The organism is Glaciihabitans sp. UYNi722 (assembly GCF_040549465.1).
GTDB lineage: Bacteria > Actinomycetota > Actinomycetes > Actinomycetales > Microbacteriaceae > Lacisediminihabitans.
Window position 1 is genome coordinate 1 of the sequence record NZ_JBEPTL010000023.1, and the last position, 24,196, is coordinate 24,196.

Sequence of the window (24,196 nt, forward strand, 5' to 3'; positions counted from 1 at the left end):
ACACGGTCCCACTGCTCATCAGTTAGTAACGAAGTACGAGACATCGTAAAAGCATCTCAACCAACCACCACAAAGGTTAGGAGACACGCCCTAGGTGCTGGAGTTAGACGGCCGACGAAAGCCGATGAACCTCATCCTGCAGTCGTGATCGTGCGCCATGTTCGACAAGATTCGGAATATAGGTGCTGATCCGGCTATCGGAGAGTGCAGCGTATTCTTCGGCGACAGTCGACGCAATGTGCTCCCGGTGCGTCTTGGGAAAACGAAGCGCAAGCCGGTCGACGAGTTTCGCGACAGCAGATTCCGTGGTCAGTGGGGACATGCCCCAATTCTGCGCTCCGTCTGCAGAGCGCGTCAACGCCTGTCGCAGGCGAACCTCTCCAGGCGTCTTCACCCGGCAGTCGGCGACTACGTCGTCGCCTCGATTGGGCGGAGGGTCGGCGCCGAGGTGAGGCTGGTGATGATCCTGCCGACCCACCACGGGTTTGCCGCGACCGTATGAACCCTCGGTGAGCTCGCTAAGCGCAGCATCGCTGCGCACTATTTCAATGAGATCGACCAGCGATTGGGATAACGAAGCGACGACGAAAGTGCGCACAGTCGGGACTTACGCCTCTACAGTCGCGAAAAACCGCGACCACGCTGGGACGTAGACCACTAGCGGGCAGGCGCCCATGTGCACACAGAGCACCGAAACGGCCCCGAAAGGCGCCGCACAATTCCCTAGCTCGACCATTCAACCGCAACAACACGTCTCAGAGAGAAGCAGACAGAGAGAAGCAGACATCGTGACCACACTCATCAAACCGACCACGCCTCGCGTCCCGCCGCCTGCGCCTCACGGATCGCGGCGTCCTCACCGGGCTCGCCGGATCGTCTTCATCGTGACCGGGGCAATCGTCGCCGTCATCGCCGCGGCGCTTGCGATTATCTTGATTGCCGGGGGAATCTTCGTGCCTGCGAACTATCTGCAACCTTGGGCGAAGAGCTACCCGGGCAAGTTCACCGATCCACGCATGAAGCTGGTGGCATCAGCCCTGCTGGCACCGAGTGGTCACCATATGCAACCGTGGTCGATAAAGCTCGACCCGAGCGATCCGAATGCGCTCTACCTTTACACGGACCCGAAGCGTCTCACCCTTGCGGTGGATCCGCTCGCCCGCCAGACCGTCGTCTCGGACGGCACGTTCCTCGCGTACCTCCGCATCGCCGGTCAGCGCGCCGGATACTCAGTCGCGTTCAACCTTTTCCCCAACGGAACCTACGACGAGTAGCATCTGGCCGCGAGCATGACAGCCCTGCCGGTCGCCAAGATCACCCTGAACCGTAAGGGCGGTGCGAGCGCAACAGCGGCGGCGAAAGACTACGACTCGCTGTATCTCTCGGACACCAACCGCGACCCTTACACCAGCACGCCGGTGACTGCCGCACAGTCCAGCGAGCTGACTTCCCTCGCCAACGGCACAGGTGCGACCCTTCAAATGTTTTCGGACAAGAGCGACATCGCAACCTTGGGCAACTTCGGGAACGAGGGAACCGTGCCATCGCGCTGACCGCATCGGAGGTTTCCCACACCACCGACTACGGGATGATCAGCACGCCAACCAACACGCGAGCAGATCAGGTTCGTGCGGGCATCCTGTATGCCGACTTCTCATTGCGAGCGCGGACCCTTGGCCTCGTCATGCAGCCACTCAGTCAGGTGTTACAGGAGTACCCGACTATGTCCGCGCCATACGCCGCCATCCACGCCGAGTACGCGGCCAATGGCCAAACTATCCAGATGCTCGTCCGCGTCGGTACCGCAACCACCCAGTACCCGGTCACGATGCGCCGGGACGCCGAGTCGCTCATGGTGCGCTAGGGCGTGTTGACCTGTCCTGAGTTTCCCGGACGGTTTCTTTGTGTTGAAGTCGTCATCCACAGTTTCGAGACACCGGAGAGCAGCGCCTGGGAAGGTCGCTCGGCCAGGCGCGAAGTGCGGACAAGTTACCTGTCATAACAAACACCAAGGCGTCGCCGCGGATGAGATGTCAACGGGAAAAGTCAACGTGTCAGAGGGCACGTTGCCTAGTTCTTCGCGAGGAAGTCCCTGCTCGTCTCGTCAAGTCGGCGTTCGAGCGCCGTTCGGAGAGCCGGATGCCCGTCCAGCGACGGATCGTCGGCAAGAACACCCTGCGCAAGCGCCCTGGCCTCGGTGATGAGATCACCGTCCTTCGCCACCCGCAGCAGCCGAAGGGATGACCGGCCACCGGACTGCGTACTGCCGAGCACATCGCCCTCCTGCCGCAACTCGAGATCCTTCTGCGCAAGCTCGAATCCGTCGAGGGTCGAGGCGACGGCGTCAACACGCTCGCGGGCCGGGGTCTCCTCCTCGGCATCCGTGACCATCAGGCAGATGCTCGGCACACCGCCGCGCCCCACCCTGCCCCGCAACTGATGCAGCTGCGAGACGCCGAACCGATCGGCATCCAGGATGATCATGGTGGAGGCGTTCGGCACGTCCACACCCACCTCGATCACCGTCGTGGCGACCAGCACGTCAACCTCACCGGCCGCGAAGGCGCGCATTAGCGAATCCTTCTCATCGCTCGGCAGCCGCCCGTGCAGCGCCTCGATGCGCTTACCCGCCAGCAGCGGATTGGCGCGCACCTGCGCGAGCACGTCGGTAACGTTGGCCACCCCCCCTGAGCGCTCACCGCTCCCTGAGCCGGTCGAGGGGCGCCCGCCACCCCCCTCGCCAAGTTCAGGGAGCGGCGACTCGATCTGCGTCGAGTCGATCGCCGGGCACACCACGAACCCCTGCCTGCCTGTGGCGAGCTCTTCGGCGAGACGTTCCCAGACCCGATTCACCCAGCCCGGCTTCTCGGCGAGGGGCACCACAAACGTCTCGATCGGCACGCGACCGCTCGGCAACTCGGCAATCGTCGACACATCCAGGTCGCCGAATACCGTCATGGCGACAGTGCGCGGGATCGGGGTCGCCGTGAGAACCAGAACGTGCGGTGGGGTGGTTCCTTTGCGCCGCAACGCCTCGCGTTGCTCGACACCGAAACGGTGCTGCTCGTCGACCACCACCAGACCGAGGTCGAAGAAGCCGACGGAATCACTCATCAGGGCGTGGGTTCCGATGACGATCCTCGCCTGCCCCGTCACCGCGTGCAGCATTGCCTTACGTCGCTCGGCGACAGTCAGCTGACCGGTGATCAGCGTCGGCATCAGTTCGGCAGAAAGTTCGGGGCCGAGGGTCTTTGCGATCGAACGCAGGTGCTGGCCCGCGAGCACCTCCGTCGGTGCGAGAAGTGCGGACTGTCCACCGGATTCCGCCACCGCGAGCATTGCTCGAAGTGCGACGAGAGTCTTACCGGAGCCGACCTCGCCCTGCACCAGCCGGTTCATCGGCACGGCCGCCGCGAGATCGGAGGCGATCTCCTGCCCTACGGCCACCTGGTCGGCCGTGCGCGTGAACGGCAGGGCGGCATCAAATCGCGCCAGCAGGCCACCGGTCTCCGGGATTCGCGGCTCCGCCAACTGCGCCCGCACGATGGCCCTCTGCTGCAGCAGCGCCGCCTGCAGCACGAAGGCTTCCTGAAAGCGGAGAGCCTTGCGAGCGGCACCCCAATCAGAATCCTTCTCCGGCCGGTGAATCAGCTCGAGCGCACGCGAATACGCCATCAGCTTGCGATCGCTGCGCACCGCATACGGCACAGGGTCGGCAAGCGATGGCAGCGTGTCCAGCACCACCCCGATCGCTTTCTGCAGCTGCCAGGAGGCGACGGATGCTGTGGCCGGGTAGATCGGGATCGGCAGCTCCGCCCACTTGCGGGCCGTGTCGTCGCTCGCTTCTGCGGCATCCGCTTCGAAGAGTTCGTAGTCGGGGTGGGCGAGCTGCATTGTGCCGCGGTAGTCGCCGACTTTGCCGGCGAAAATGCCACGGACCCCGGGGCGCAGTTCTTTGGAACGCCAGGCCTGGTTGAAGAAGGTGAGGGTGAGGATGCCCTTGCCGTCCGTGATGCGCACCTCGAGGATCGATCCGCGCTTGGCCCGCATCGGCCGCTCGCGCACCTCGATTACCTCTGCCACGATCGTGACGTTCTCGTCGATCGGCAACTGGGTAAGTGCTGTCAGTTCTCCGCGGCGCGCGTAACGACGCGGATAGTGGCTGAGCAGGTCTCCGACCGTCGCGAGCCCGAAGCCCTTCTCGATCGCGGCTGCGGTGCGACCGCCCAGCGCGCTGCTGAGCTTCACGTCGAGCGGGGAATCCACCCTCCGAGGTTACCCGGCACCGCGGATGCTCGTGGTCGACTCCCGAGCGTCGACACAGTCCGGGTTAGAGCCAGTGTTTCTTCTTGAAGATGGCGTACAGGGTGGCGCCCACCACGAGCATGAGGAGTATGGCGATCGGGTACCCGAACTGCCAGCTCAGCTCGGGCATCAACCGGAAGTTCATGCCGTAGATGCCGGTGATGATCGACGGCGCGAAGAGTATGGCGGCCCAGGCTGAGATCTTGCGGGCCTCCTCCGCCTGCCGGTTGCTGGCCTCGCCCACCTTCTGCATGTCTTCGTTCTGCCGCTGGGCCACCAGCGTCGCGTTCACCGTCAGGATGTCGCGCAACAGGATGCGGAACTCCTCGATGCGGTCGACGGCATGTGCCACATGGTCGGCGACGTCGCGCAGGTACTGCTGCAGATCTTCGCCGATGTCGTACTTTTCGAAGCCGTTGGAGATCTGCTCGAGCATGCCGACCAGTGGCTGGGCTGCGCGCTGGAAATCGATGACCTCGCGCGACAGCTCGTAGATTCGGCGGGAGACGCTGGGATCCCCAAGGAACACCTGCGTCTCTATCTCGTCGATGTCGTTGGCAAGACCGGCGACGACCGGCTGGTAGCCATCGACAACCGCATCGAGGATGGCGTAGAGCACGGCCTCGGTGCCGCGAGCGAGCAGGTCGGGCGTTGCCTCGAGCCTAGAACGCACCACCGAGAGGTCAGGCGACTCACTGTGCCGAACAGTGATGACGAAGTTGTGTCCGATGAATACGTGAAGCTCGCCGAACTCCACCTCCTCTTTGTCATCGAGGTAACGCGCAGCGCGCAGAACCACGAAGAGCGTCGATCCGTAGCGCTCGATCTTGGGGCGCTGGTGGGCGAGGATAGCGTCCTCCACCGCAAGCTCGTGCAGGCCGAACTGTTCGGCGAGAGACGTGAGCTCCTCGGTGGATGGGCGGTAGAGACCGATCCAGGCCATGGCGTCGGGGTGGGCGTCGAGAGCGGCATAGGTCGCGCTCAGCGAGGACGGCGTTTCGACGCGGCATCCGCTCTCATAAATGGCGTTGTTGATGATGCTGGAACGGGATTCCGACTGCTCGTCCTCGTCGGCGACCGCGGTTGTCGGTGTGGGCGCCTGGCGTCCGCGAAAGGAGATCGCTCGGAACGGTCTGCGGAAGTCGGGTGCCATGGATAAACGCTAAACCCGCGCGGTGAACAATCGGTGCGGGCACACGGCTGTCCCATCGCCGAAAACGCAGGAGATTCGAGCGCCACGGACGCGAATCGAACCGTTTCGTCGTTGTCGGTCGCCGATCTCCTGCGTTTTCAGCACGCCGCGACTCGCTACCGTTGAATCGTGACTCGCATCATCGCCGGATTCGCCGGTTCCCTGACCCTGTCGACGCCCGGCGCGGGCACGCGGCCCACGAGCGACCGGGTGCGTGAGGCCATCTTCTCCGCGCTCGAAGCCAGAGATGCGATCGAGGATGCGCGCGTGCTCGACCTCTACGCGGGATCCGGCGCCCTCGGCCTCGAGGCGGCCAGCCGTGGCGCAGCCATGGTGCGACTCGTCGAGCGCGGAAACAGCGCGGCGGCCATCTGCCGCAAGAACGCGGGCGTGGTGCTGCGCCGGGCGCCCAGGTCGAGCGCGCTGCGCATCGAGGTGACGGGGCAGCCGACGCAGGCTTTCCTCTCGTCGAACCGGGAGACCTGGGACCTGGTGTTCATGGACCCGCCCTACGACCTCGGCGAGACGGAACTGCTGCACAACCTGCAGTCCCTCGCATCGCTGATGGCCCCCGATGGCACACTCTGCCTCGAACGCAGCAGCCGTTCGCCGGAGCCCGCCTGGCCGGCCGGCATCGAGCTCGACCGGCGCAAGAACTACGGCGACACGACGCTCTGGTGGGCGACCGCCCGATAGGTCGCCATGACGCAGAAAGGGCCAACTGCTGCCGATAGGCCGCAGCACATCCGGAACGGTCGCCTCAGCCGGCCCCGCCGCTCCAGTCGCGGTAGGGGTCCCAGCCCGCAGGATCGTAGGGTTCGCCGTCCACGGTGATCCCGTCGGCCGTGCAGACACCGATCTGCCGAAATGGTGCTGGCAGTTCGGTGTCGGGTGGAAAGGCCGCGAGCAGCGAGTGGTCCTCTCCCCCAGCCATCGCTGCGACCGGATCGTCGCCGAGCATGGCACTGGCAAAGTCGATGCCGACACCGCTCGCTGCGGCCAGCCGTCCGGAGTCGATCGCGAGGCCGTCGCTGAGGTCGAGCATGGCCGTCGCGCCGGCGAGAGCCGCTATACGGCCCGCGAAGATCGGCGGGGTCGGGGCGAGCTGTGACGCCGTCCTTGTACGCAATGGCGTGGCGAGGTCGGCATCCGGAAGCCCGTCGACGTCGACAGCTTCGGTGAAGAGCAGCCGGAGAGCGGTGCCTGCCTCCCCGAGAGCCCCCGCCACCGCGACGATGTCGCCCCCGCGAGCGCCCGAGCGCACGACGGGTTTCCGGCCTTCGAGGTCACCGAAAGCCGTCACGGCGATCGTCAGAGTCGGAGAGACCGACAGGTCGCCTCCCACCACCCCGCAGCCGGGCGCGAGGGCGGCGCAGGCCTCGCGCAGTCCGTCGGCGATGCCCTCCAGCAGTGTGACGGGCGAGTGCGCCGGAGCTGCGATCGCCACCACCATGGCCGTCGGCACAGCACCCATGGCAGCCACATCAGAGAGATTGGATGCCGCGGCCTTCCACCCGAGATCGTGCGGGGTCGACCAGGCCAACCGGAAGTCCGGCCCGTGGATCATCATGTCCGTCGTCACCACGTACCGGCCGTCGGGAGCTGCGACCACCGCGGCGTCGTCGCCAGGGCCGAGCAGTTCGGATGCCGACGCCGGCAGCCGCGGAAAGATCCTGGCGAGCACTGCCGCCTCGCCGACTGCTCCGAGTGTGTCGTGAATCGGCGGCTCTGGCTGGGACGGCATGTATCAAACGGTAGCCTGAAAGCGATGAACTCGAAGCTGCGCGCGGGCGCACTCCTCGCGATCGTGCCGCTCATCCTGGCGACGCTCGCCGCCTGCGCACCCACCGTCGCACTGGAACCCGCTGCTCACGCCACCAACCCCGGATGCGCGGAGATCATCGTTCGCCTTCCTGACTCGGTGGACAACCAGGCGATCCGGCAGACGAATGCTCAGGCTACGGGCGCCTGGGGCAACCCCACCTCGGTGCTGCTGCGCTGCGGCGTGGCACCCCCCGGACCGACGGCTGCCGCCTGTTATACCCTCAAGGGAATCGACTGGCTCGTCGACGACTCCAAGGCGCCACGATACGTTTTCACCACCTTCGGCCGCGATCCGGCCACCGAGGTCATCGTCGACTCGAGTCATCTCACCAGCGGAACCGCCGCCCTTCTCGAGCTGGCCAACGCCATCGGCAGCATCAAGCAGACCAAAGAGTGCACCACCCGCGAGGATGTGCTCGGCGGCTCGGGCTCGACCTCGACCCCGGGTAATTAGCGCCGACGACTCCTCGCCCACCAGGGTCCGTGCTGATAGTCCGTCCAGTGCCAAATGAAGGCACTCTCGCACTGTACATCCCGAGTTTTCGGGAACGAGATCGCCACAGAGGCACAGATTGCCTTCATTTGGCACTGCGCCGTTGACTGGCACTGTGCAGCCGGCGGGCAGAAGCGCGGCGGGCACGACCCTCGGCAGACACGACCGCGGCGGCTACTCGACCAGGACCGCCGGGGTCGCGCTGTCGGTCGTGAGGTGCGGGGCGATGTCCCGCGGATCCATCGTGCCGGCGAGCACCTCGGCCACCTGGGCGACGATGGGCATCTCGACGCCTTTCGCCGCCGCGAGTTCGAGGATGGGAGCCACCGAGGAGAGGCCCTCCGCCGTCTGGTTCATCTGCTTGACGACATCCGTGAAGCTGTAACCCTGGCCGAGCAGGCGACCGGCGGTGTTGTTGCGCGACAGCGATGACTCGCAGGTCGCGATGAGGTCCCCGAGACCGGCGAGGCCGGAGAGCGTCTGGGGCAGGCCGCCGTAGGCGACGGCGAAGTCTGTCATCTCTACCAGGCCGCGGGTGATGATCGACGCTTTGGTGTTCTCCCCGTAGCCGACGCCGTCGACGATGCCGATGGCCACGGCGATGAGATTCTTGAGCACTCCGCCGAACTCGGTGCCGATGACATCCGTATTCACGAAGGAGCGGAAGTAGGGATTGGTCGCCACGGCCGCGACGGTGGTCGCGGTCTCGAGGCTGGTGGACGAGACGACGGCGGCCGTCGGCTGCTCCTTCGCGATCTCGAGGGCAAGATTGGGGCCGGATGCCACGGCGATGCGGTCCGGATCGATGTCCAGTTCCTGCACCATCACCTCGCTCATACGAAAACGGGTGCCCTTCTCGACGCCTTTCATCAGGCTCACCACGATCGCGTCGGACGGGATCAGCTCCCGCACGATCCGCAGGTTCTCCCTGAGCGACTGGCTGGGGATGGAGATGAACACGATCTCCGCGCCATCCATCACATCGGGGATGAGCGAGCTCGACCACAGGTTGCGTGGCAGGTTGATGCCCGGCAGGTAGTCGCTGTTGCGCTTGGACTGCGAGATCTCGCGCGCCAGTTCGGCGCGGCGGGCCCAGAGCGCCACGTCAGAGCCTCCGTCAGCGAGTACTTTGGCGAATGTTGTGCCCCAGCTGCCCGCGCCGAGCACAGCGACTCTTGGCACTCCGGGGCGGGAGATGCGGATCGGGAGGGTCATCGGGTTGGGATTAGTCAAAACGGCCGATCTCACTCTGGTTGTGTTTGGCCGGGTCCCAGACCTCGGCGGGCGGGGTCTCATCACGGAGGTCGGCCAGGAGGACGGTGATGGCGGCCATAAGTAACGCGGTCGCCTCGCGGAGGGTTGCGGGATCAAGTCCACGACCGGCGAAGGCCGACAGGTCGACAGGGTCGCCGATTTTCACACGAATGGTCTTGCGCGGAAAAAGGCTGATCTTCTGGCCGTAGCGCGGCATGATCAGCTGGGTGCCCCAGTGCGCGACCGGAATGAGCGGCACGCCGGACTGCAGGGCAAGGCGCACGGCTCCGGTCTTGCCACGCATTGGCCAGAGGCCCGGGTCACGCGTGAGCGAACCCTCCGGGTACACCACGACAGCTAGGCCCTCTTTCGCGAGCTTGGTGGCCGAGGCGAGCGGATCGCTGGCGCGTACGGCGCCGGTGCGCTCCACCGGCACCTGCCCGGATTTGCGGAGCACCCAGCCCACCACCGGCATCCTGAACAGCGAGGCCTTGGCGAGATAGCGCGGGGCGCGACCCAGCTTCCACATCACCCGCCCCACCACAACCGGGTCGAGCTCGCTGAAGTGGTTGGGCGCACAGATGAATGCGCCGTGTTTCGGCATCTTGTCGCCGTCGATGATCTCGAAACGGGCGAGCAACTCCATCGGCGGGATGAGCACTCCGGCCAGCACCCGGAAGATCGGTATTCTCTCCGATTTGTAGCGCTCGACCGACGTGGACTTCGGCACCGCGGCTTAGCCCTCGAAGACGAAGTCAGCCCCGAGCACCTCGAGCTTGTCGATGAAGTGCTCGTAGCCGCGGCTGATGATCCCCACGTTGCTGATGGTTGAGACGCCGTCCGCACTCAGGGCGGCGATCAGGTAGCTGAATCCGCCACGAAGGTCGGGAACACGCACATTGGCACCGCGCAGCTTGGTGGGCCCGGTGATGACGGCAGCCTGCTCGAAGTCACGACGGGCGACCCGGCGCGGGTGGTCGGGCAGACCCTGCTTGTGCACCACGATCTGCGCACCCATCTCATTGAGCGCCTCGGTGAAGCCGAAGCGGTCCTCGTAGACGGTCTCGTGCACGATTGACGTGCCGGTGGCCTGGGTGAGGGCCACGATGAGGGGCTGCTGCCAGTCCGTCATGAAGCCAGGATGCACATCCGTCTCGATGGTGACCGGCTTGAGTTCGCCACCGGGGTGGTAGAAGCGGATGCCGTCGTCTTTGACATCGAAAGCACCGCCGACCTTGCGGAAGACGTTGAGGAAGGTCATCAGCTCTGACTGCTTCGCGCCCTCGACGAAGATGTCGCCCTTGGTCACGAGCGCTGCGGCCGCCCAGCTGGCCACCTCGTTGCGGTCGAAGAGCGCACGGTGGTTGTAGCCTTCGAGACGGTCGACGCCCTCGATCAGGATCACGCGGTTGGGCTCGACGGAGATGATCGCGCCCATCTTCTGCAGGATGGCGATGAGATCCATGATCTCCGGCTCGATGGCCGCGTTGGTGAGCTCTGTGGTGCCCTTGGCACGCACGGCCGAGAGCAGAACCTGCTCGGTCGCGCCGACGCTCGGGTAGGGCAGCGTGATGTTCGCGCCGTGCAGGCCGTCAGGGGCCGTGATGTAGATGCCCTCGAAGCTCTTGTCGACGATGGCGCCCATGGCACGCAGCGCGTCGAGGTGGAAGTCGATGGGACGGTCGCCGATGCGGCAGCCACCGAGGTCCGGGATGCGCGCCTCACCGAGACGGTGCAGTAGAGGCCCGCAGAACAGGATCGGGATGCGGCTGGAGCCGGCGTGCGCGTCGATCTCGGCGAAGTGCGCCTTCTCGACGTTGCTCGTGTCGAAGAGCATCTCTCCCGGAACCGGGGTGGAGACGATGACACCGTAGACCTCGAGGAGGCCGCGCACCACCTCGACGTCGCTGATGTCGGGGACATCGCGCAGAACGCTGGGTGTCTCTCCGAGAAGCGCTGCCACCATGGCTTTGGTTGCGAGGTTCTTCGCGCCGCGGACGGCGATCCGACCCCTGAGAGGGTTGCCCCCGGTGATGGTTATCTCATCGGATTTCAATCCCACTCGCTGACCTGCCTTTTGGGCGTTCACAAGAGAGCTCATTCATTCACCTGCACTGGATTGGTTCGTAACAGCATGTTGTACCGGAAGTGTTCTCGGACGCCAGGATTCCCGGCCTTCTTCGAACTGTGTGATCTGCGCCTCATTGCGCAGTGTTAGCCCGATATCATCCAGGCCCTCGAGCAGCCGCCACCTAGTGTAATCATCGATCTCGAAGGGAACTGTGAGGTCGCCGATGCTCGCTGTCTTAGCAACAAGATCGATCGAGGCTTCTATTCCGGGGCTCGCCGCGATGATCGCCCAAATCTTCTCGATGGCATCCTCGGTGACCTCTCCGGTGAGCAGTCCTTGCTTGCCTGAGTTACCGCGAAAGATGTCCCCGAAACGGGGGCTCAGCACCGCATCGAAGCCGTAATCGCGTAGCGCCCATACGGCGTGCTCACGACTCGAACCGGTACCGAAGTCGGAACCGGCGAACAGGATGCGCGCACCCGAGAACTCCGGCTTGTTGAGCACGAAGTCTGGATCCTGTCGCCACGCGTAGAAAAGCGCATCGTCGAATCCGGTCTTGGTCACTCGCTTGAGGAAGACTGCGGGGATGATCTGGTCGGTGTCCACGTTGGAACGCTCGAGGGGCATTGCCACGCCGGTGACTGTCGAGACCTTGTCCATTACGCGTTCACCCCCTGCGAACTGGAGCCCACTGTGCTTGACGGCTCTTGGCTCGACGGTACACCCGCGTTTCCCAGATCCCACGGGCTTGACAGCGTGCCGCGAATAGCCGTCGCGGCGGCCACCAGCGGGGACACCAGGTGGGTGCGTCCGCCTTTGCCCTGCCGACCCTCGAAATTGCGGTTGGAGGTGGATGCGCAGCGCTCGCCCGGTGCTAATTGGTCGGGGTTCATCCCGAGACACATCGAGCAGCCGGCGAAGCGCCACTCGGCCCCGAACTCCTCGACGATCTTGTCGAGGCCTTCGGCCTCGGCTTCGATGCGCACGCGGGCGGAGCCCGGTACGACCATCACGCGCACGCCATCCGCCTTCTTCTGGCCTTTGATGATGGAGGCGAAGGCCCGCAGGTCTTCGATACGGCTGTTGGTGCACGAACCCATGAAGACCGCGTCCACATGGATGTCTTTGAGCGGGGTACCGGCTTCCAGATCCATGTACTCGAGTGCACGCTCGGCGGAGGCGCGCTCGTTCGGGTCGATGATGATCGACGGATCGGGGATGCGCTGGCTCAGCGACACGCCCTGGCCCGGATTGGTGCCCCAGGTCACGAAGGGCTCGAGTTCGTTGGCGTCGAGGAAGACCTCGGCGTCGAACACGGCGTCGTCGTCGGTGGCTAGCGTGTTCCAGTACTCGATGGCGGCATCCCAGTCGGCGCCCTTCGGCGAGTGGGCACGGCCCTCGAGGTAGTCGTAGGTGACCTGGTCTGGCGCCACCATGCCGGCGCGGGCACCGGCCTCGATCGACATGTTGCAGACGGTCATGCGGCCGTCCATCGACAGCGAGCGGATGGCGCTGCCGCGGTATTCGAGCACATAGCCCTGCCCGCCGCCGGTACCGATCTTGGCGATCACGGCCAGGATGATGTCTTTGGCGGTTACACCCGGGCGCAGCGTGCCCTCGACGGTGATCGCCATCGTCTTGAACGGCTTGAGCGGCAGCGTCTGCGTGGCGAGAACGTGCTCGACCTCGCTGGTGCCGATACCGAAGGCCATGGCACCGAAGGCACCGTGGGTGGAGGTGTGGCTGTCGCCGCAGACGACGGTGATGCCCGGCATGGTCAGCCCGAGCTGTGGGCCGACGACGTGCACGATGCCCTGCTCGACGTCACCGAGCGAATGCAGGCGCACACCGAACTCCGCGGCGTTCTTGCGCAGCGTGTCAATCTGGGTACGGCTGGTGAGGTCCGCGATCGGCTTGTCGATGTCCAGCGTCGGGGTGTTGTGATCCTCGGTAGCGATCGTCAGGTCGGGTCGCCGCACCGGCCGGCCGGCCACGCGCAGGCCGTCGAAGGCCTGCGGACTGGTGACCTCGTGCACGAGGTGCAGATCGATGTAGAGCAGGTCGGGGGTGCCGTCTTCACCCTTCACCACGAGATGGTCGTCCCAGACTTTTTCAGCCAGTGTGCGGGGTGAGTGGGTCTCTGCGCGCGACTGGCTTCTTTCGTGAGATTGGCTCGCGGGGGTTTCTGTGCTCATAGTTTCGTTCCTTCTTCGATCGAGTGGTCAGCCGACGCAAGAAACTCCGCGACGAGGGTGGCCGAATGACTAAGCCTCGTCGCGGCTACGAAGGAGCGTGAGCCGATCGAAAAACATAGTTCGAGAGTATCACCCGAAAGCGATACGACCGCTGCGTTGCCGCCTGTCGACAGCTTCGGTCAGCGTGCCTCGACGAGCATTCGATAGCGGCCGAGTTCGATCGTCGATCCGCTCGGAATGGAGGCCCGCTCCCCCGGATCGAGCACGCTCTCGACACCATCCGGGGTGGTGACGGCGACGCCGTTGGTGGAGAAGAGGTCGGTGATCCAGAATTCCGGTCCGGTGCAGTCGATAGCCGCATGGGTCTTCGACACCGATTTCTCTGGATCGTTGATGCGTAAGAGGCCGGCCGAGGTCCAGTTTTCGACGCGGGCGGGGTCACGTCCGAGCAGAAGCGTTCCCGAGACATGGATGACAGAGCCGTCATGCAGCCCGAGGCTCCACTGTCCCTGCGGTTTCTCGACGGCCGGGGTGCCCTGTGTCGGTTGCGGCACCGGCACGACCGGGCTCGGCGCGGTGGGAACGGCGGCAGGGGGCAGAATCTGGGGCGCGGATGCCGGCGGCACCGCCGGTCCTGCGGGCACGAAGACGGGCAGCAGCGGTTTGCGCTCCGTTACCCGGATCGTCTCCGAGATCTCGCTGGGACTCTCCGGAATAAGCCCAGGGGGCGGAGTTATGTAGCCTGGCTTGTCCACGACACCAACCTATAGCTCGGCCGCAGGTTGTGCGGAGGTGGGTCGGAAGCGAGACCAACCGCGACGCTGGCGGCCTGTCTTCCGATCGTTGGTTCGACGGTAGCGGAATGACGCGATCCGGCGGCGAAGCCAACCTGCCGACTCCAACGACGCGCTCGTGGTGGAGTCCGTCAACTCCCAGATCGACCCGACCACCTCTTCAGAGGGTTCAGAGTCGCCGAAGACGACGCTGTCGACGCGTGCCGCGAGCGGCGCGAATCCGGTCTCCGGCACGACGAGTCCCTGGGCGCGTGCCTGCGTCCCCAGCACTTCTGCGGTCTGCGTCCTGGTGGCCCGCCGTGGCAGTTCGAGGCCGAGCTCTGCATAGCTATCGGTCAGTTCATCCCATGATCCGGCCACCCGCCGGTCAGGAGGGCCGGTGTCGAAGCGTTGACGACGTCTCTTGCGTTTCAACGCGGCGATGATCAGGAAGGGCACGAAGTAGGCGAGCAACGGGATGCCGATGATCCCGGCCACCACCCACGCCCAGGCCGGGATCTGGAAGCCCGCATTCTTGTCTTGGGGATTCTTGTCGCTGATCTTCACCGGGGTCAGCAGGTCTTCCTGCTTCTGGTCGGTGCGGGGTGGCTGACGCACCTGGGGCTGCGGCTCGATCTTCGGCTTTGTGGTCTGCTCCTTCGGGGCATCCGTCTTGGTCGGGGTCGGATAAAACGGCACCCAGCCGACGCCCGTGAACGCCACCTCGTCCCAGGCCGTGATGTCCTTGCCGGTCACGGTCACCGAGTTCTGGCCGCTGCCGACCTTGGGCGCGAATCCCATGACGACGCGCGTCGGATAACCGAGATGGTTCGCCATGAGGGCGAATGCCGAGGCGTACTGCTCCTCATCGCCCACCATCGGCTCTTTGGTGAACAGCTCCGACATCCGGTCGGCGCCTTCGCCGGCGCGTGACGGCACCGGATCCGAGGCGAGACCGTGGCTGAGGTAGCCGACGGTCTTGAGCGAGCGCTCGAGGTTGCGCAGCTGCTGGATCGTAGTCTTCGCGCTGCCGGCATATTCCTCGGCCTTGGCAGCGACGACGTCGGGAACGTTGGTCACCGGCGGCATCAGGATGCTTGAAGCGGGAACTTTGGCCAGCTTCTTGTCGTTCGGGATCGACGGGGAGACCACGCCCACTTTGTAGACCAGGCCGCGGCTAACACCACTGGTGACGGCCGAGGTGCCCGTCGTCGTGTTGATGCGCACCGTGGTGGTCGGATCTGTTCCGTCGTGCTTCTCGAAATCGAGAGTGGACGGATACTCGGCGTTCGGAAGCCACACGTCTTTGTAGCCGCTGATGGTGAACGTCAGATTCGAGCGGGATCCTGCGGTGAAGAGCGACGGCTCTGGAATGTTTCGGCCGAGCAGCTCGAATCCGCCGGATCCGTTGGTCTGGGTCTCGGGGCTTGCGACGCTCCATACCTGTCCGTCGTAACTGTCGAGGGTTGCCATCCGGATCTTCTGGCCGGTCTCCAGGCCGGTGACGGTGAAGAGGTCGGTCTTTTCGAGCGTCTTGGTGAAGGTACGGTAGCCGGCCAGCGGGCTCGGATACTGCAGCGGATCGAAGGGTGGCGTCACCTCCTGCCGCAGCACGAAGCGCGAAGCGGCCGCGGGAGCGAGCAGCACTCCGCCGACGCCGCCGATCGCGATCGCGCCGAGCACGACGATCGCGACGCCGACCAGGCGACGTCTCTTCATCGCGCCCTCGACGGTGATCGCTACGACACCGGGTTCACGTCGTCGCCAACCGAGCCAGACGAGGGCGATGGCGGCGAAGCCCACACCACGCAGCCCGGCGAAGTAGGGCTCCTCGGTTCCGAGGAGGATGCCGGCGAGAAACAGCAGCGCCGGCGCGATGAGCAGGATGCTCGCTCGCGGCGGTGTTCTCTTCTTACGCGGGAGCCACCTCAGCGATAGGGAAACGCAGATCAGCGTCACGAGCCAGGTGGCGAAGTACGGTACGACCGCGATGTAGGCGGGCGCTTCGACCGGCGTCTGCAGGGTGACGATGTCCGCCCAGCCGAAGATGGCCCCCTGGAACAGGCCGAGGAGGCTCTGCCCGCTCGGGATGACACCGAACAGCGTCTGCGCCGGCATCGTCAGCGGCGAGCCGAGGAGCAGATAGGCGAGGATCGCGATGCCGATGGTCGGAAGTATCGACAGGCGGAAGAGGAAGCAGCCGAGCGCGACCACGGTGCCGACGACGAAACCGCCGAAAGCGGCGAGCAGGTAGTTGTAGGGGCCGAAGGCTGGCTCGAACCCGGCGATGGCGATGAGGCTCAGAACAGTGAGCACCGCGAGGTCGGTCCACATGGTGGCGGTGACGGACGCGCGCAGGCCTGCGGTTCCGAAACGGGCCGAGGCGGCGGTCGTGGCGCTCATCGGCCAGTCCGATCGAGTATGGCCGGCAGGTCGGTGAGGCGTCCGACGGTGGCGAGCACTGTGCCGCCCACCTTCGACAGTCCGGCGGGTTCGCCGAGGGCAACGCGCACGGCGATCATGATGGTGTCCTGGCCGTACAGGGTCGACACCGATCGCACCTCGTGAGTCGAAACCTGTGAGCCGACGACGAGTACGGCGAGCGAAGGAACGGGAAGTTTGCGAGTGGTGGCGCGCACGAAGTCGCGCAGCGTGGGAAACTCGCCGCTGGTCGGCTGAATGCGGCACGAGTCGTCGAGCAGGGCCGTCACCGAGCGACTGCGCAACGCCGCCCTCTCCCAGATGACGTCGAGGTTGGTCTTCTCCCGGATCACCTGGCATCCGATGGACGCCATCACCGAGATGCCGAGTTCGAACTCGTCCTCCGACGCGTAGTGGCTGGTCTCCGCGCTCTGCATCAGCAGCAGCTGCGAACGCCTGGTCTCCGTGTACTGCCGCACCATGAGCTGCCCGGTGCGGGCTGAGGTACGCCAATGGACGTTGCGGATGTCGTCGCCTGGCTCGTACTGCCTGAGCGCATGGAAGGCCAGATCGCTGTTGGTGATGACCGCGCTGGTCTGACCTTCGAGGTCTCGCACCAGTCCACGCGCGGTCGCCAGCAGGCGGGTGGTCTGCGGATGCACGAACAGCTCGACCTGCTCGGTCCAGCTGACCGTCCGACGGACGAGACCGAGCTGGTCACCGCGCACGGAGATGGCCGGACCGGCGAGGATCAGGGCGCGCCGATGGGTCGGCATGGCGAAGAGCTCCTCGCTCTCCGCTCCGGGCGCCAGGCGGGGCACGATGAATTCGGCGACCCCTGACCCGACGGGCAACTCCATGCGGGTGGGAAGAAGCGCTTTCTGCCCGGAGTTGGTCACCAGCATCCGACCGAGTGCACGCTGGCCGGCGACCACCCGTCGGGGATTCAACTCGATCAGGACCTTATAGGTCGCTCGACCGAAGACGAAGCCTACGGCGATCAGGAAGCCGGCGAGCAGGGTGGCACCGAGGAAGGTGAACTCGACCCAGCCGAGTACACCGCTGATGATGAAGGAGACGACGGCTGCGCCGAGCACGATCCATCCGACGGTGCTCACCGACGCGACCGCCGGTTCGAGGTAGCGCCACACGACGCTGATCGTGGGCCGCACGAGCCGCCCCAGGGCCGACAGCCCGGAAAGGATGGCGCGCCACAACTGTCGCAGCGCGAGAAGCGTCTGCGACGGTTTGCGTGGGGCGTCGGTGGTCGTGGTCATGCGGTCAGGCGGCGCGATAGGCCGGGGGCTCGATGTCGACCAGGGCCTTGTTCACGATGTCGATGCCCGAGACGCCGGCGAAGTCGGACTCCGGGTCGACGATGATGCGATGCGCGAGTACCGGGACCGCGAGCTCCCGCACGTCGTCCGGCGTCACGTAGGTGCGGCCGGCAGAGATCGCCCAGGTTTTCACAGCACGGGCGAGCGCCAGGCCGCCACGGATGCTGACGCCGAGGGCGGCATCCTTATCGGACCGCGTGGCGCTAATCAGGGTGCTGACGTACCCCATGATCGAGGCGTCGACGTGCACTTCGCTGGCGAGTTTGGCCATCGCGACGATCGACTCCGACGCGATGATCGGCTGGATGGAGGACGCGCGGGCGCGGTTCGACGAGTCCATCAGCAGGCTGACGGTGGTGTCGTGGTCGGGGTATCCAAGCGAGGTTTTGATGAGGAAGCGGTCGAGCTGCGCCTCGGGGAGCGAATAGGTTCCGGCCTGCTCCACAGGGTTCTGGGTCGCGATGACCACGAACGGCGCACCGACCGGGTGGCCAACGCCATCCACTGTGACGACGCCCTCCTCCATGACCTCGAGCAGTGCGCTCTGGGTTTTCGGGCTGGCACGGTTGATCTCGTCCGCGAGCACCACGGAGGCGAAGATCGGCCCGGGATGGAACTCGAACCGGCCGTTGCTCTGGTCGTAGATGGTGACGCCGGTGACGTCGGACGGCAGAAGGTCCGGTGTGAACTGGATGCGCGAGTTCGTGCCGTCCACCGTGTTGGCAAGCGCCTTGGCGAGCACCGTCTTGCCGGTGCCCGGCACGTCTTCGAGCAGCACGTGCCCGTCGGACAGCATTGCCGTGAGCACCAGCCTGATGCTCTGCTCCTTGCCGAGAATGGCCTTATCGATGTTGCCGACCAGCTGACTGAACGCGTTCGCGAACCAGTCGGCCTGCTCTTGGGTTACGGGCATGAGAGTGTCGTCCTTTCGAGGGCGATGGCTATGGCTATGGCTATGGCTATGGCTATGGGCGGAAGTCCACGGAACCGCTGGATACCCCGTTGACGGTCACCGATGCGTTGTCGTAACCGCAGCGGGATGGATCACTCCCGTCATCGTTGCTGTCGTGGGTCGCCTTTCCGTCGGCCCCAACAGTGATGGTGTGCGGGAATGAAGAGAGCGGTTGTCCCTGGCAGTAATAGACGATCCGATACGTTCCGGGAGTGAAGCCAGTCACGGAAGTGCGATAGGTGTAACAGCCGAAGCTACAGGTCTGCGTCGTGTAAGTACCCTTCTGCAGGCTGACCGAGGGATCGGGATCCTTCACGGAGACGCTGTTCGAGGTCACAACGTCGCTCTCGATGTTGCCGGGGTTCCTGGCCTGCACCTGGAAGGAATAGGTGCCCTTGTTCACATTCATGTCGACACTCCGGGTTCCACTCCACCCCGACCATCCGCCGCTGTTGAAGTTGTAGCGGTATTCCGCCGTGCCGCCGCCGGTGTTGTCGGGAGATCCCCACGTCATACGGAGGGTGGTCGGCGCGTCGCCACCGGTATTCCTCAGGTTCACGGAGGTGGGCGGCCCCGGCTTGCCGTACGGCGTGACAGCCGCACTCGCCGGAGACGCGCTGCTCGGACCATCCGAATTGCTGGCGATGACCGTGAACCTGTACGCGGTCCCGTTCGTAAGCCCCCCGGCGGTGTAGGTACCGGTGGAGGTCATAGTCCCTGACTGGGATGCCGGGCTCGACGTGATCGTGTAGCCGGTGACGGGCAGACCGTGGCTGTCGGTCGGCGCGGAGATGGTCATCGTGGCCTGGCCGTCGGTTGCCTTGACATTCGACGGAGCCGGCGGTGCCTCCGGCACATCGTGAATCGTCACGTTGAGTTGTCCCGTGACGTTTCGCGTCTTGTCTTTCGTGCCGTCCTGAACCGTGTACGTGATGTTGACGTTGCCGGTCTTGGCCGCAGTGCCGGCCGTCACGGTGATGGCCGACGCGGTGTGGGATACCGTCACGCCCGCCGGTGCGGCCGCGGCGGTCGCATCGAGGATTACCAGCGGCGTCTCGGGGAATGGGTTGATCCAGTACTGGTCGGAGACCGCGTTGGAGAAGGTCTTACCGCCTGCCGTGTTCCGCTTGAATTCAGCCGTCTGCGGAGCGTTCTTCTGCTGCGCGAGCGGTCGTGACGATGACACCACACGCACGTTCACAGAACCCGGGATCGTGAAGTTCTGGTATTTGACGGTGAATTTGATGGTCACGGTTGTGCCCGGCTGCACGCCGAGTGGAGACGAGATCGACAGTTGCGAACCGCTCGGAGTGGCGACGACGTCCTTCGTCGATCCGCTGAAGCCGTCATAGGTGACCTGACTGAGCGCGGTCGGGTTGGGGTGATAGGTCGATGCCCGAAGGTCGACCACCTGCGCGGCCTCACCCGCCTCGACCTGGATGTTGGGCGGCGTGAAGGTTGGTGCCACGTCGGACTGGTCAGGATTGCCGACGGTGATCGGCAGGGTCAGCAGCGTTATGCGGTCGCTGGTGGTACCCGCGTCGCGCCCGTCATCGACCCGGAACGTGATAGCTGCGGCTCCTCGATAACCCTTCGCGCCGGTGAAGGTCAGCGTCTGCGCGTCGACGAATGGTGAGCCCGTCGCACTGTTCGTGGCGCTGGTGCCGGACGCTCCGGTCATCTTGACCGGGCGACCGGACGGCACATCGAGGATCTGGCTGAGCGTGAAGGTCTGCGTGCCGTTCATCGTGATGACCGGCGTATAGCCCGGCTTGATGCGCGGCGGCGCCGTGGATGCTTCGGCCGAGCCCGGCTTTGGCGGCACGACGATGAAGGCCTCGCCCGCGAGTCCCGTGGTCTCGTCGGTGAGCGAATAGGTGATGGCCATGCGATGCTCGCCCGGAGTCACCACGATCTTGCCTCCGGTGGCAGCCACATTGGCCGCTCCGGCGTTCGGGCCCTTGACACCGACCTTCAGGTCGGTCACCAGGCCGGAGGGGTTCAGCGCACCGGACAACGCATCGACAGAGATGGTGTCCTTGCCGGTAAGGTCCTGGATGTCGATGATGTGATCGGCGGCCGACGGGTAGGTGGGTTTGGCGTCGTTCGTCACGATCACCTGGATGAACGCGGTCGCCGATCCGCCCTGTCCGTTGGTGATCTGATAGCGGATCACATAGGCACCCTCGTTACCGGGGGCTGTGACCAGCACGGTCGCTCCAGCGACCTTCGCTTTCAGCGGCTCCTGCACCTCTGGCAGCTTCGGCAGCAGGCTCACCGTGTAGCCGTTCGGATCCGAGTCGTTCAGTAGCACCGGTACGGATGCGGTCTTGCCGGGCTTGACCTCGATACGGTCGTCGACGGCCGTCGGCGGCTTCACCGTCGAGGGGCGCGGGATCACTCCGACATTGATCGACCCGATGGCGGTCTTACCCGCAGTGTCTTGCACGCGGTAGGTGAACGTGTCCGTTCCCGCCGAGTTCGCATACGCCTGGTAGGTGAAGGAGGTGGGGGTGGTATTGGTGATGCGGCCGAGGGTCGGCGGAGTCTCGATACCGTCGAGCGATACGGAGTCGCCGTCGGGGTCGAGCCCATCGAGAGGCACGACGACCTCGACCTTCGCCCCAGCGAAGGCTCTCGCGGTGAGAGTGCCGAGTTCGGGCGGGCGGTTCTTGCCCCCCCTCGCTGTGACCAGGAAGGTGACGGTGGCGTTCGCCTGCTGCTTGAACTTGTCGGAGATGCCATAGGTGACGCTGTAGGTACCGGGAGTCGTCGGCGCCTGGTAGCGAACGAGCGAGTTGCTGATGAAGGCGGTGGCGCCGGTGCCGGCGTTGGTCGAGTCCACCAGCGTCGGATCCAGGACGAACGGCTCGTTGTCCGGCGAATGGTCGTTGGCGAGCACGTGCACGCTGGCGATATCGCCGGCCCTCACCGTGACGGTGTCATCTTCGGCGACCGGTGCCTGGTGATTGACGAGCGGCGGGATCGGAACCACAGTAATGCCTGCCGTGGCACTCTTCACTCCGTCTGAGACCGTGTAGGTGAGCTGTACCTGCTGGGAGAGAACACCGGGCGCGGTCACCCTGACTACGGAGTTCGCGAGCACTTCGACGTTGAGGGCGCTGGCATCCGGCCCGCTGGCGACTGACTGCAGCACGAGAACGCGCCCCGACGGCGAGACGTCGTTGTCGAGCACGCTCACCGTGGTCGGCTCACCCGGGCGCACGTAGATGTTGTCTTTGACCGCGATCGGCGGTAGCTGGCTCGACGAGGGATCCGAGACGTTGACGAGTATCAGACCCTCGGTCTGGTGGGAGCCTGCGGCGAGGGTGTAACTCAGGTAGTACGGGCCAGGGGTGTTCGCCTGGAAAGAGATCGTCGATTTCGACTGGTCGGCGGAGACGTTGGCCGCGCCACCGGTCGAGACCTTCGCATCGACCAGAGACAGCGGTGCGCCCGACGGGGACAGGTCGTTGTCCAGCGGGTTGATCACGATCGGAGTGGATGAGACGGCGGTCGAGAAGTCCGGCACGGCGACGGGATCCAGGCTGCCGACCGGCTTGACGTCGACGTCGAGACTGCCGGTGGCTGTGGCGTGCCCGTCAGACACAGTGAAGGTGACCTTCTTCGCGCCGGTCTGGCCTGTCTTGCTGGTGAACGTGATCCGGCCATCCGGGGTGAACTGCACGGAGTCCGGCGTTGTCGGCGCTGCACCGACGAGATAGATGTCGTCGCCGTCGGGGTCACGCCAGTCGCCAAGCACGTTGTATTCGATGGACTGCCCGACCTCCACTGTTGACGCGCTGCTGCGCGCCGCCACCGGTGGCAGGTTCGCGGAGAGGGGACGGATGCCCACATTCACCTGCGCGGAGCCGAGCCCGCCACGACCGTCGCTCACCGTATAGCGGAAGGACGCGCTCGAGATATCGCCGGCCGGTGCCGTGTACTGCAGCGCGCGACCACCCTCGATGACATCGACCACGCCCTGGCTGCTGTCGATGCCTTCGACCTTGGTGATGGTGAGGATGTCGCCATCTTCGTCGGTGTCGTTGTCGAGCACCGGCAGCACCGTGGTGCGGCCGGGCCGGGCGCCGAAACTGTCGTCGACGGCTACCGGTACATGGTTCGTCTTCGTGCGGTTGGCGAGGGCATCCACAAAAGCCTGCTTGACCGGCTTCTCCTTGCCGGTGTCACCATCTTTTGTCACCTCGTCGGGGTTGATCTGCGCCCAATTGTTCACGAGTCGGATGTTCGACGAGACGATCCACGCGTTGCCGTTCTGCAGATTGTTGAGCGCGATCACGCCGTGGTTCACCCGAAACTCGAGATCGCTGCCGCTGGTCGGCTCGCCGATGTCCTGTGGTTTCGGCGGCTTGCCATCACAGGCATAGAGGTACTTCTGAGCGGCTGCCCATGCGCCGTAGGCACAGCCGTTGAGAAATACCGGCGCCGACACATCGGCCGTCCCGGTGATTGTCTGCTTGATCCCCGCCTGCACCGCCGTGACGTCGCCGCCGCCGAGAGGCACCTGGAGGAGGGATTTGCCGGTCGCAACCAGCACGTAGCTGTTGTCAGGGCCAGCCTGCTGGATGCGGATTCCCTTAGCGGGCAGCGCGGTCGTCGATCCGTCCTGCTTCACCAGGGTGTTCGCCTTACGGTCGAGCACCACGGGATGGTCGCCGACGGCCGAGAGCTGAAAGTTCTTCAGTCGCGGAAAGTCGGCCTGGGATGGGGTGCTGTTCGGCCGATCAACGGCGAAGAGCTTCTTCAGACTCGGCGAAACGGCGAAGACCCTGCCCGACTTCGTGACCACGACCTGGGCATCCGCCCCCAGCTTGGCGACAGGCGCCGTCTTGGCCGCATCGAAGGTGAGGTGTTGGCTCGCGTCGAGCACCCAGAGTTTGCCGTCCGCAGAGAGGATTGCGAGGGTGTCGAGTCCGTACGACAGCTGCGACCCGACGGGCACGGTGATCTTGTCGGTGAGGGAGACGAACGACGGGTCGATCATCTGCACCGAGCCCTGTGAGGTATCGGTCAGCAGCGTCGCACCGCCGTCCTGCAGCACATCGAGATGGCTGGAGGAACCGTTCACCTTCGCGTCGAGTTCGCCGATCTGGTGGTTGAGACGGCCACCGAGCAGCTTTTCGCCGTTGGTGACCCACACGTTCTGCGCCTTGAGGTCGACCTCGGTGACGGGAAAACCCTGGTGGAAGATCGCGAGCGACAGCGGCACTCCGGCGAGTACCGCGATGACCACGGCGGTAACCAGAGACTTGCGGCGTCGTATCCACGCTGCGAACGCCCCCACGGTTACCCCGACTCCGTTACTCTCAGCACCCAGTGCCCCACGCAAATTGCCGAGGTCAACGGTAACATGAC

General features: G+C 65.0%; 19 protein-coding genes. 5 read left to right on the top strand and 14 right to left on the bottom strand.

What is annotated here, in order from left to right; genetic code table 11:
* Nucleotides 1-103: 103 nt before the first annotated feature.
* Nucleotides 104-541 carry a three-helix bundle dimerization domain-containing protein gene (locus tag ABIB56_RS14875; RefSeq protein WP_354570011.1) on the bottom strand — a complete coding sequence of 146 codons (438 nt, stop codon included), beginning with the start codon at nucleotides 539-541 and terminating at the stop codon, nucleotides 104-106.
* Nucleotides 542-788: 247 nt separating this feature from the next.
* Here ABIB56_RS14875 and ABIB56_RS14880 point away from each other — a divergent pair, with 247 nt between their 5' ends.
* The 3 genes from ABIB56_RS14880 to ABIB56_RS14890 all read left to right on the top strand — a co-directional run bounded on the left by ABIB56_RS14880 (nucleotide 789) and on the right by ABIB56_RS14890 (nucleotide 1,864).
* A complete protein-coding gene (locus ABIB56_RS14880; RefSeq protein ID WP_354570012.1) occupies nucleotides 789-1,274 on the top strand; it encodes a hypothetical protein in 486 nt (161 codons plus the stop codon).
* A gap of 15 nt (nucleotides 1,275-1,289) precedes the next feature.
* Nucleotides 1,290-1,553 carry a hypothetical protein gene (locus ABIB56_RS14885; protein WP_354570013.1) on the top strand — a complete coding sequence of 88 codons (264 nt, stop codon included), beginning with the start codon at nucleotides 1,290-1,292 and terminating at the stop codon, nucleotides 1,551-1,553.
* A 170-nt stretch (nucleotides 1,554-1,723) separates the two neighbouring features.
* Complete coding sequence (locus tag ABIB56_RS14890; RefSeq protein WP_354570014.1) at nucleotides 1,724-1,864, top strand: hypothetical protein; 141 nt, start codon at nucleotides 1,724-1,726, stop codon at nucleotides 1,862-1,864.
* Nucleotides 1,865-2,070: 206 nt separating this feature from the next.
* On the opposite strand, the gene ABIB56_RS14895 is transcribed toward ABIB56_RS14890, so the two are convergent.
* Together ABIB56_RS14895 and ABIB56_RS14900 are read right to left on the bottom strand one after the other, a co-directional pair.
* The gene (locus ABIB56_RS14895; RefSeq protein ID WP_354570015.1) at nucleotides 2,071-4,266 is read right to left on the bottom strand and encodes an ATP-dependent DNA helicase RecG; all 2,196 of its coding nucleotides are present in this window, start codon (nucleotides 4,264-4,266) and stop codon (nucleotides 2,071-2,073) included.
* 64 nt (nucleotides 4,267-4,330) lie between these two features.
* On the bottom strand, nucleotides 4,331-5,458 hold the full coding sequence (locus tag ABIB56_RS14900) for a magnesium and cobalt transport protein CorA (protein WP_354570016.1): 1,128 nt from the start codon (nucleotides 5,456-5,458) through the stop codon (nucleotides 4,331-4,333).
* Nucleotides 5,459-5,626: 168 nt separating this feature from the next.
* Between ABIB56_RS14900 and rsmD the strand changes: the two genes are divergently transcribed.
* Nucleotides 5,627-6,193 carry a 16S rRNA (guanine(966)-N(2))-methyltransferase RsmD gene (gene rsmD, locus ABIB56_RS14905; RefSeq protein ID WP_354570017.1) on the top strand — a complete coding sequence of 189 codons (567 nt, stop codon included), beginning with the start codon at nucleotides 5,627-5,629 and terminating at the stop codon, nucleotides 6,191-6,193.
* A 64-nt stretch (nucleotides 6,194-6,257) separates the two neighbouring features.
* Here rsmD and thiL read toward each other — a convergent pair whose 3' ends face one another.
* On the bottom strand, nucleotides 6,258-7,241 hold the full coding sequence (gene thiL / locus ABIB56_RS14910) for a thiamine-phosphate kinase (RefSeq protein ID WP_354570018.1): 984 nt from the start codon (nucleotides 7,239-7,241) through the stop codon (nucleotides 6,258-6,260).
* A gap of 24 nt (nucleotides 7,242-7,265) precedes the next feature.
* On the opposite strand from thiL, the gene ABIB56_RS14915 reads away from it, so the two are divergent.
* On the top strand, nucleotides 7,266-7,775 hold the full coding sequence (locus ABIB56_RS14915) for a DUF3515 family protein (protein WP_354570019.1): 510 nt from the start codon (nucleotides 7,266-7,268) through the stop codon (nucleotides 7,773-7,775).
* A 213-nt stretch (nucleotides 7,776-7,988) separates the two neighbouring features.
* On the opposite strand, the gene ABIB56_RS14920 is transcribed toward ABIB56_RS14915, so the two are convergent.
* From ABIB56_RS14920 to ABIB56_RS14965, 10 genes are all read right to left on the bottom strand, one after another.
* Nucleotides 7,989-9,029 carry an NAD(P)H-dependent glycerol-3-phosphate dehydrogenase gene (locus tag ABIB56_RS14920; RefSeq protein ID WP_354570020.1) on the bottom strand — a complete coding sequence of 347 codons (1,041 nt, stop codon included), beginning with the start codon at nucleotides 9,027-9,029 and terminating at the stop codon, nucleotides 7,989-7,991.
* Between the two features lie 10 nt (nucleotides 9,030-9,039).
* Nucleotides 9,040-9,714, bottom strand: coding sequence for a lysophospholipid acyltransferase family protein (locus ABIB56_RS14925; RefSeq protein ID WP_354570061.1), 675 nt, complete (start codon nucleotides 9,712-9,714; stop codon nucleotides 9,040-9,042).
* A gap of 90 nt (nucleotides 9,715-9,804) precedes the next feature.
* Nucleotides 9,805-11,169, bottom strand: coding sequence for a UDP-N-acetylglucosamine 1-carboxyvinyltransferase (murA, locus tag ABIB56_RS14930; protein ID WP_354570021.1), 1,365 nt, complete (start codon nucleotides 11,167-11,169; stop codon nucleotides 9,805-9,807).
* On the bottom strand, nucleotides 11,170-11,799 hold the full coding sequence (leuD, locus tag ABIB56_RS14935) for a 3-isopropylmalate dehydratase small subunit (protein ID WP_354570022.1): 630 nt from the start codon (nucleotides 11,797-11,799) through the stop codon (nucleotides 11,170-11,172). It lies immediately after the preceding gene.
* Nucleotides 11,799-13,334, bottom strand: coding sequence for a 3-isopropylmalate dehydratase large subunit (leuC, locus tag ABIB56_RS14940; RefSeq protein WP_354570023.1), 1,536 nt, complete (start codon nucleotides 13,332-13,334; stop codon nucleotides 11,799-11,801). The genes leuD and leuC overlap by 1 nt, the downstream gene beginning before the upstream one ends.
* Nucleotides 13,335-13,513: 179 nt before the next feature.
* On the bottom strand, nucleotides 13,514-14,089 hold the full coding sequence (locus ABIB56_RS14945) for an FHA domain-containing protein (RefSeq protein ID WP_354570024.1): 576 nt from the start codon (nucleotides 14,087-14,089) through the stop codon (nucleotides 13,514-13,516).
* A 9-nt stretch (nucleotides 14,090-14,098) separates the two neighbouring features.
* Nucleotides 14,099-16,510: a transglutaminase TgpA family protein gene (locus tag ABIB56_RS14950; protein ID WP_354570025.1), complete on the bottom strand. Its 2,412-nt coding sequence runs from the start codon at nucleotides 16,508-16,510 to the stop codon at nucleotides 14,099-14,101.
* Entirely contained in the window at nucleotides 16,507-17,805 is a 1,299-nt protein-coding gene (locus ABIB56_RS14955; RefSeq protein WP_354570026.1) for a DUF58 domain-containing protein, read from the bottom strand. The genes ABIB56_RS14950 and ABIB56_RS14955 overlap by 4 nt, the downstream gene beginning before the upstream one ends.
* A gap of 4 nt (nucleotides 17,806-17,809) precedes the next feature.
* Nucleotides 17,810-18,778 carry an AAA family ATPase gene (locus ABIB56_RS14960; RefSeq protein WP_354570027.1) on the bottom strand — a complete coding sequence of 323 codons (969 nt, stop codon included), beginning with the start codon at nucleotides 18,776-18,778 and terminating at the stop codon, nucleotides 17,810-17,812.
* A gap of 52 nt (nucleotides 18,779-18,830) precedes the next feature.
* Complete coding sequence (locus tag ABIB56_RS14965) at nucleotides 18,831-24,125, bottom strand: Ig-like domain-containing protein (RefSeq protein ID WP_354570028.1); 5,295 nt, start codon at nucleotides 24,123-24,125, stop codon at nucleotides 18,831-18,833.
* Between the last annotated feature and the right edge of the window lie 71 nt (nucleotides 24,126-24,196).

What these genes read in the sequence shown, in the direction of transcription:
- leuC (WP_354570023.1), bottom strand. Translation starts at nt 13,334, where the DNA reads ATGAGCACAGAAACCCCCGCGAGCCAATCTCACGAAAGAAGCCAGTCG.
- thiL (WP_354570018.1), bottom strand. Translation starts at nt 7,241, where the DNA reads ATGCCGTCCCAGCCAGAGCCGCCGATTCACGACACACTCGGAGCAGTC.
- ABIB56_RS14955 (WP_354570026.1), bottom strand. Translation starts at nt 17,805, where the DNA reads ATGACCACGACCACCGACGCCCCACGCAAACCGTCGCAGACGCTTCTC.
- ABIB56_RS14925 (WP_354570061.1), bottom strand. Translation starts at nt 9,714, where the DNA reads ATGGAGTTGCTCGCCCGTTTCGAGATCATCGACGGCGACAAGATGCCG.
- ABIB56_RS14950 (WP_354570025.1), bottom strand. Translation starts at nt 16,510, where the DNA reads ATGAGCGCCACGACCGCCGCCTCGGCCCGTTTCGGAACCGCAGGCCTG.
- ABIB56_RS14960 (WP_354570027.1), bottom strand. Translation starts at nt 18,778, where the DNA reads ATGCCCGTAACCCAAGAGCAGGCCGACTGGTTCGCGAACGCGTTCAGT.
- ABIB56_RS14885 (WP_354570013.1), top strand. Translation starts at nt 1,290, where the DNA reads ATGACAGCCCTGCCGGTCGCCAAGATCACCCTGAACCGTAAGGGCGGT.
- ABIB56_RS14920 (WP_354570020.1), bottom strand. Translation starts at nt 9,029, where the DNA reads ATGACCCTCCCGATCCGCATCTCCCGCCCCGGAGTGCCAAGAGTCGCT.
- murA (WP_354570021.1), bottom strand. Translation starts at nt 11,169, where the DNA reads ATGAGCTCTCTTGTGAACGCCCAAAAGGCAGGTCAGCGAGTGGGATTG.
- leuD (WP_354570022.1), bottom strand. Translation starts at nt 11,799, where the DNA reads ATGGACAAGGTCTCGACAGTCACCGGCGTGGCAATGCCCCTCGAGCGT.
- ABIB56_RS14900 (WP_354570016.1), bottom strand. Translation starts at nt 5,458, where the DNA reads ATGGCACCCGACTTCCGCAGACCGTTCCGAGCGATCTCCTTTCGCGGA.
- ABIB56_RS14890 (WP_354570014.1), top strand. Translation starts at nt 1,724, where the DNA reads ATGTCCGCGCCATACGCCGCCATCCACGCCGAGTACGCGGCCAATGGC.
- ABIB56_RS14915 (WP_354570019.1), top strand. Translation starts at nt 7,266, where the DNA reads ATGAACTCGAAGCTGCGCGCGGGCGCACTCCTCGCGATCGTGCCGCTC.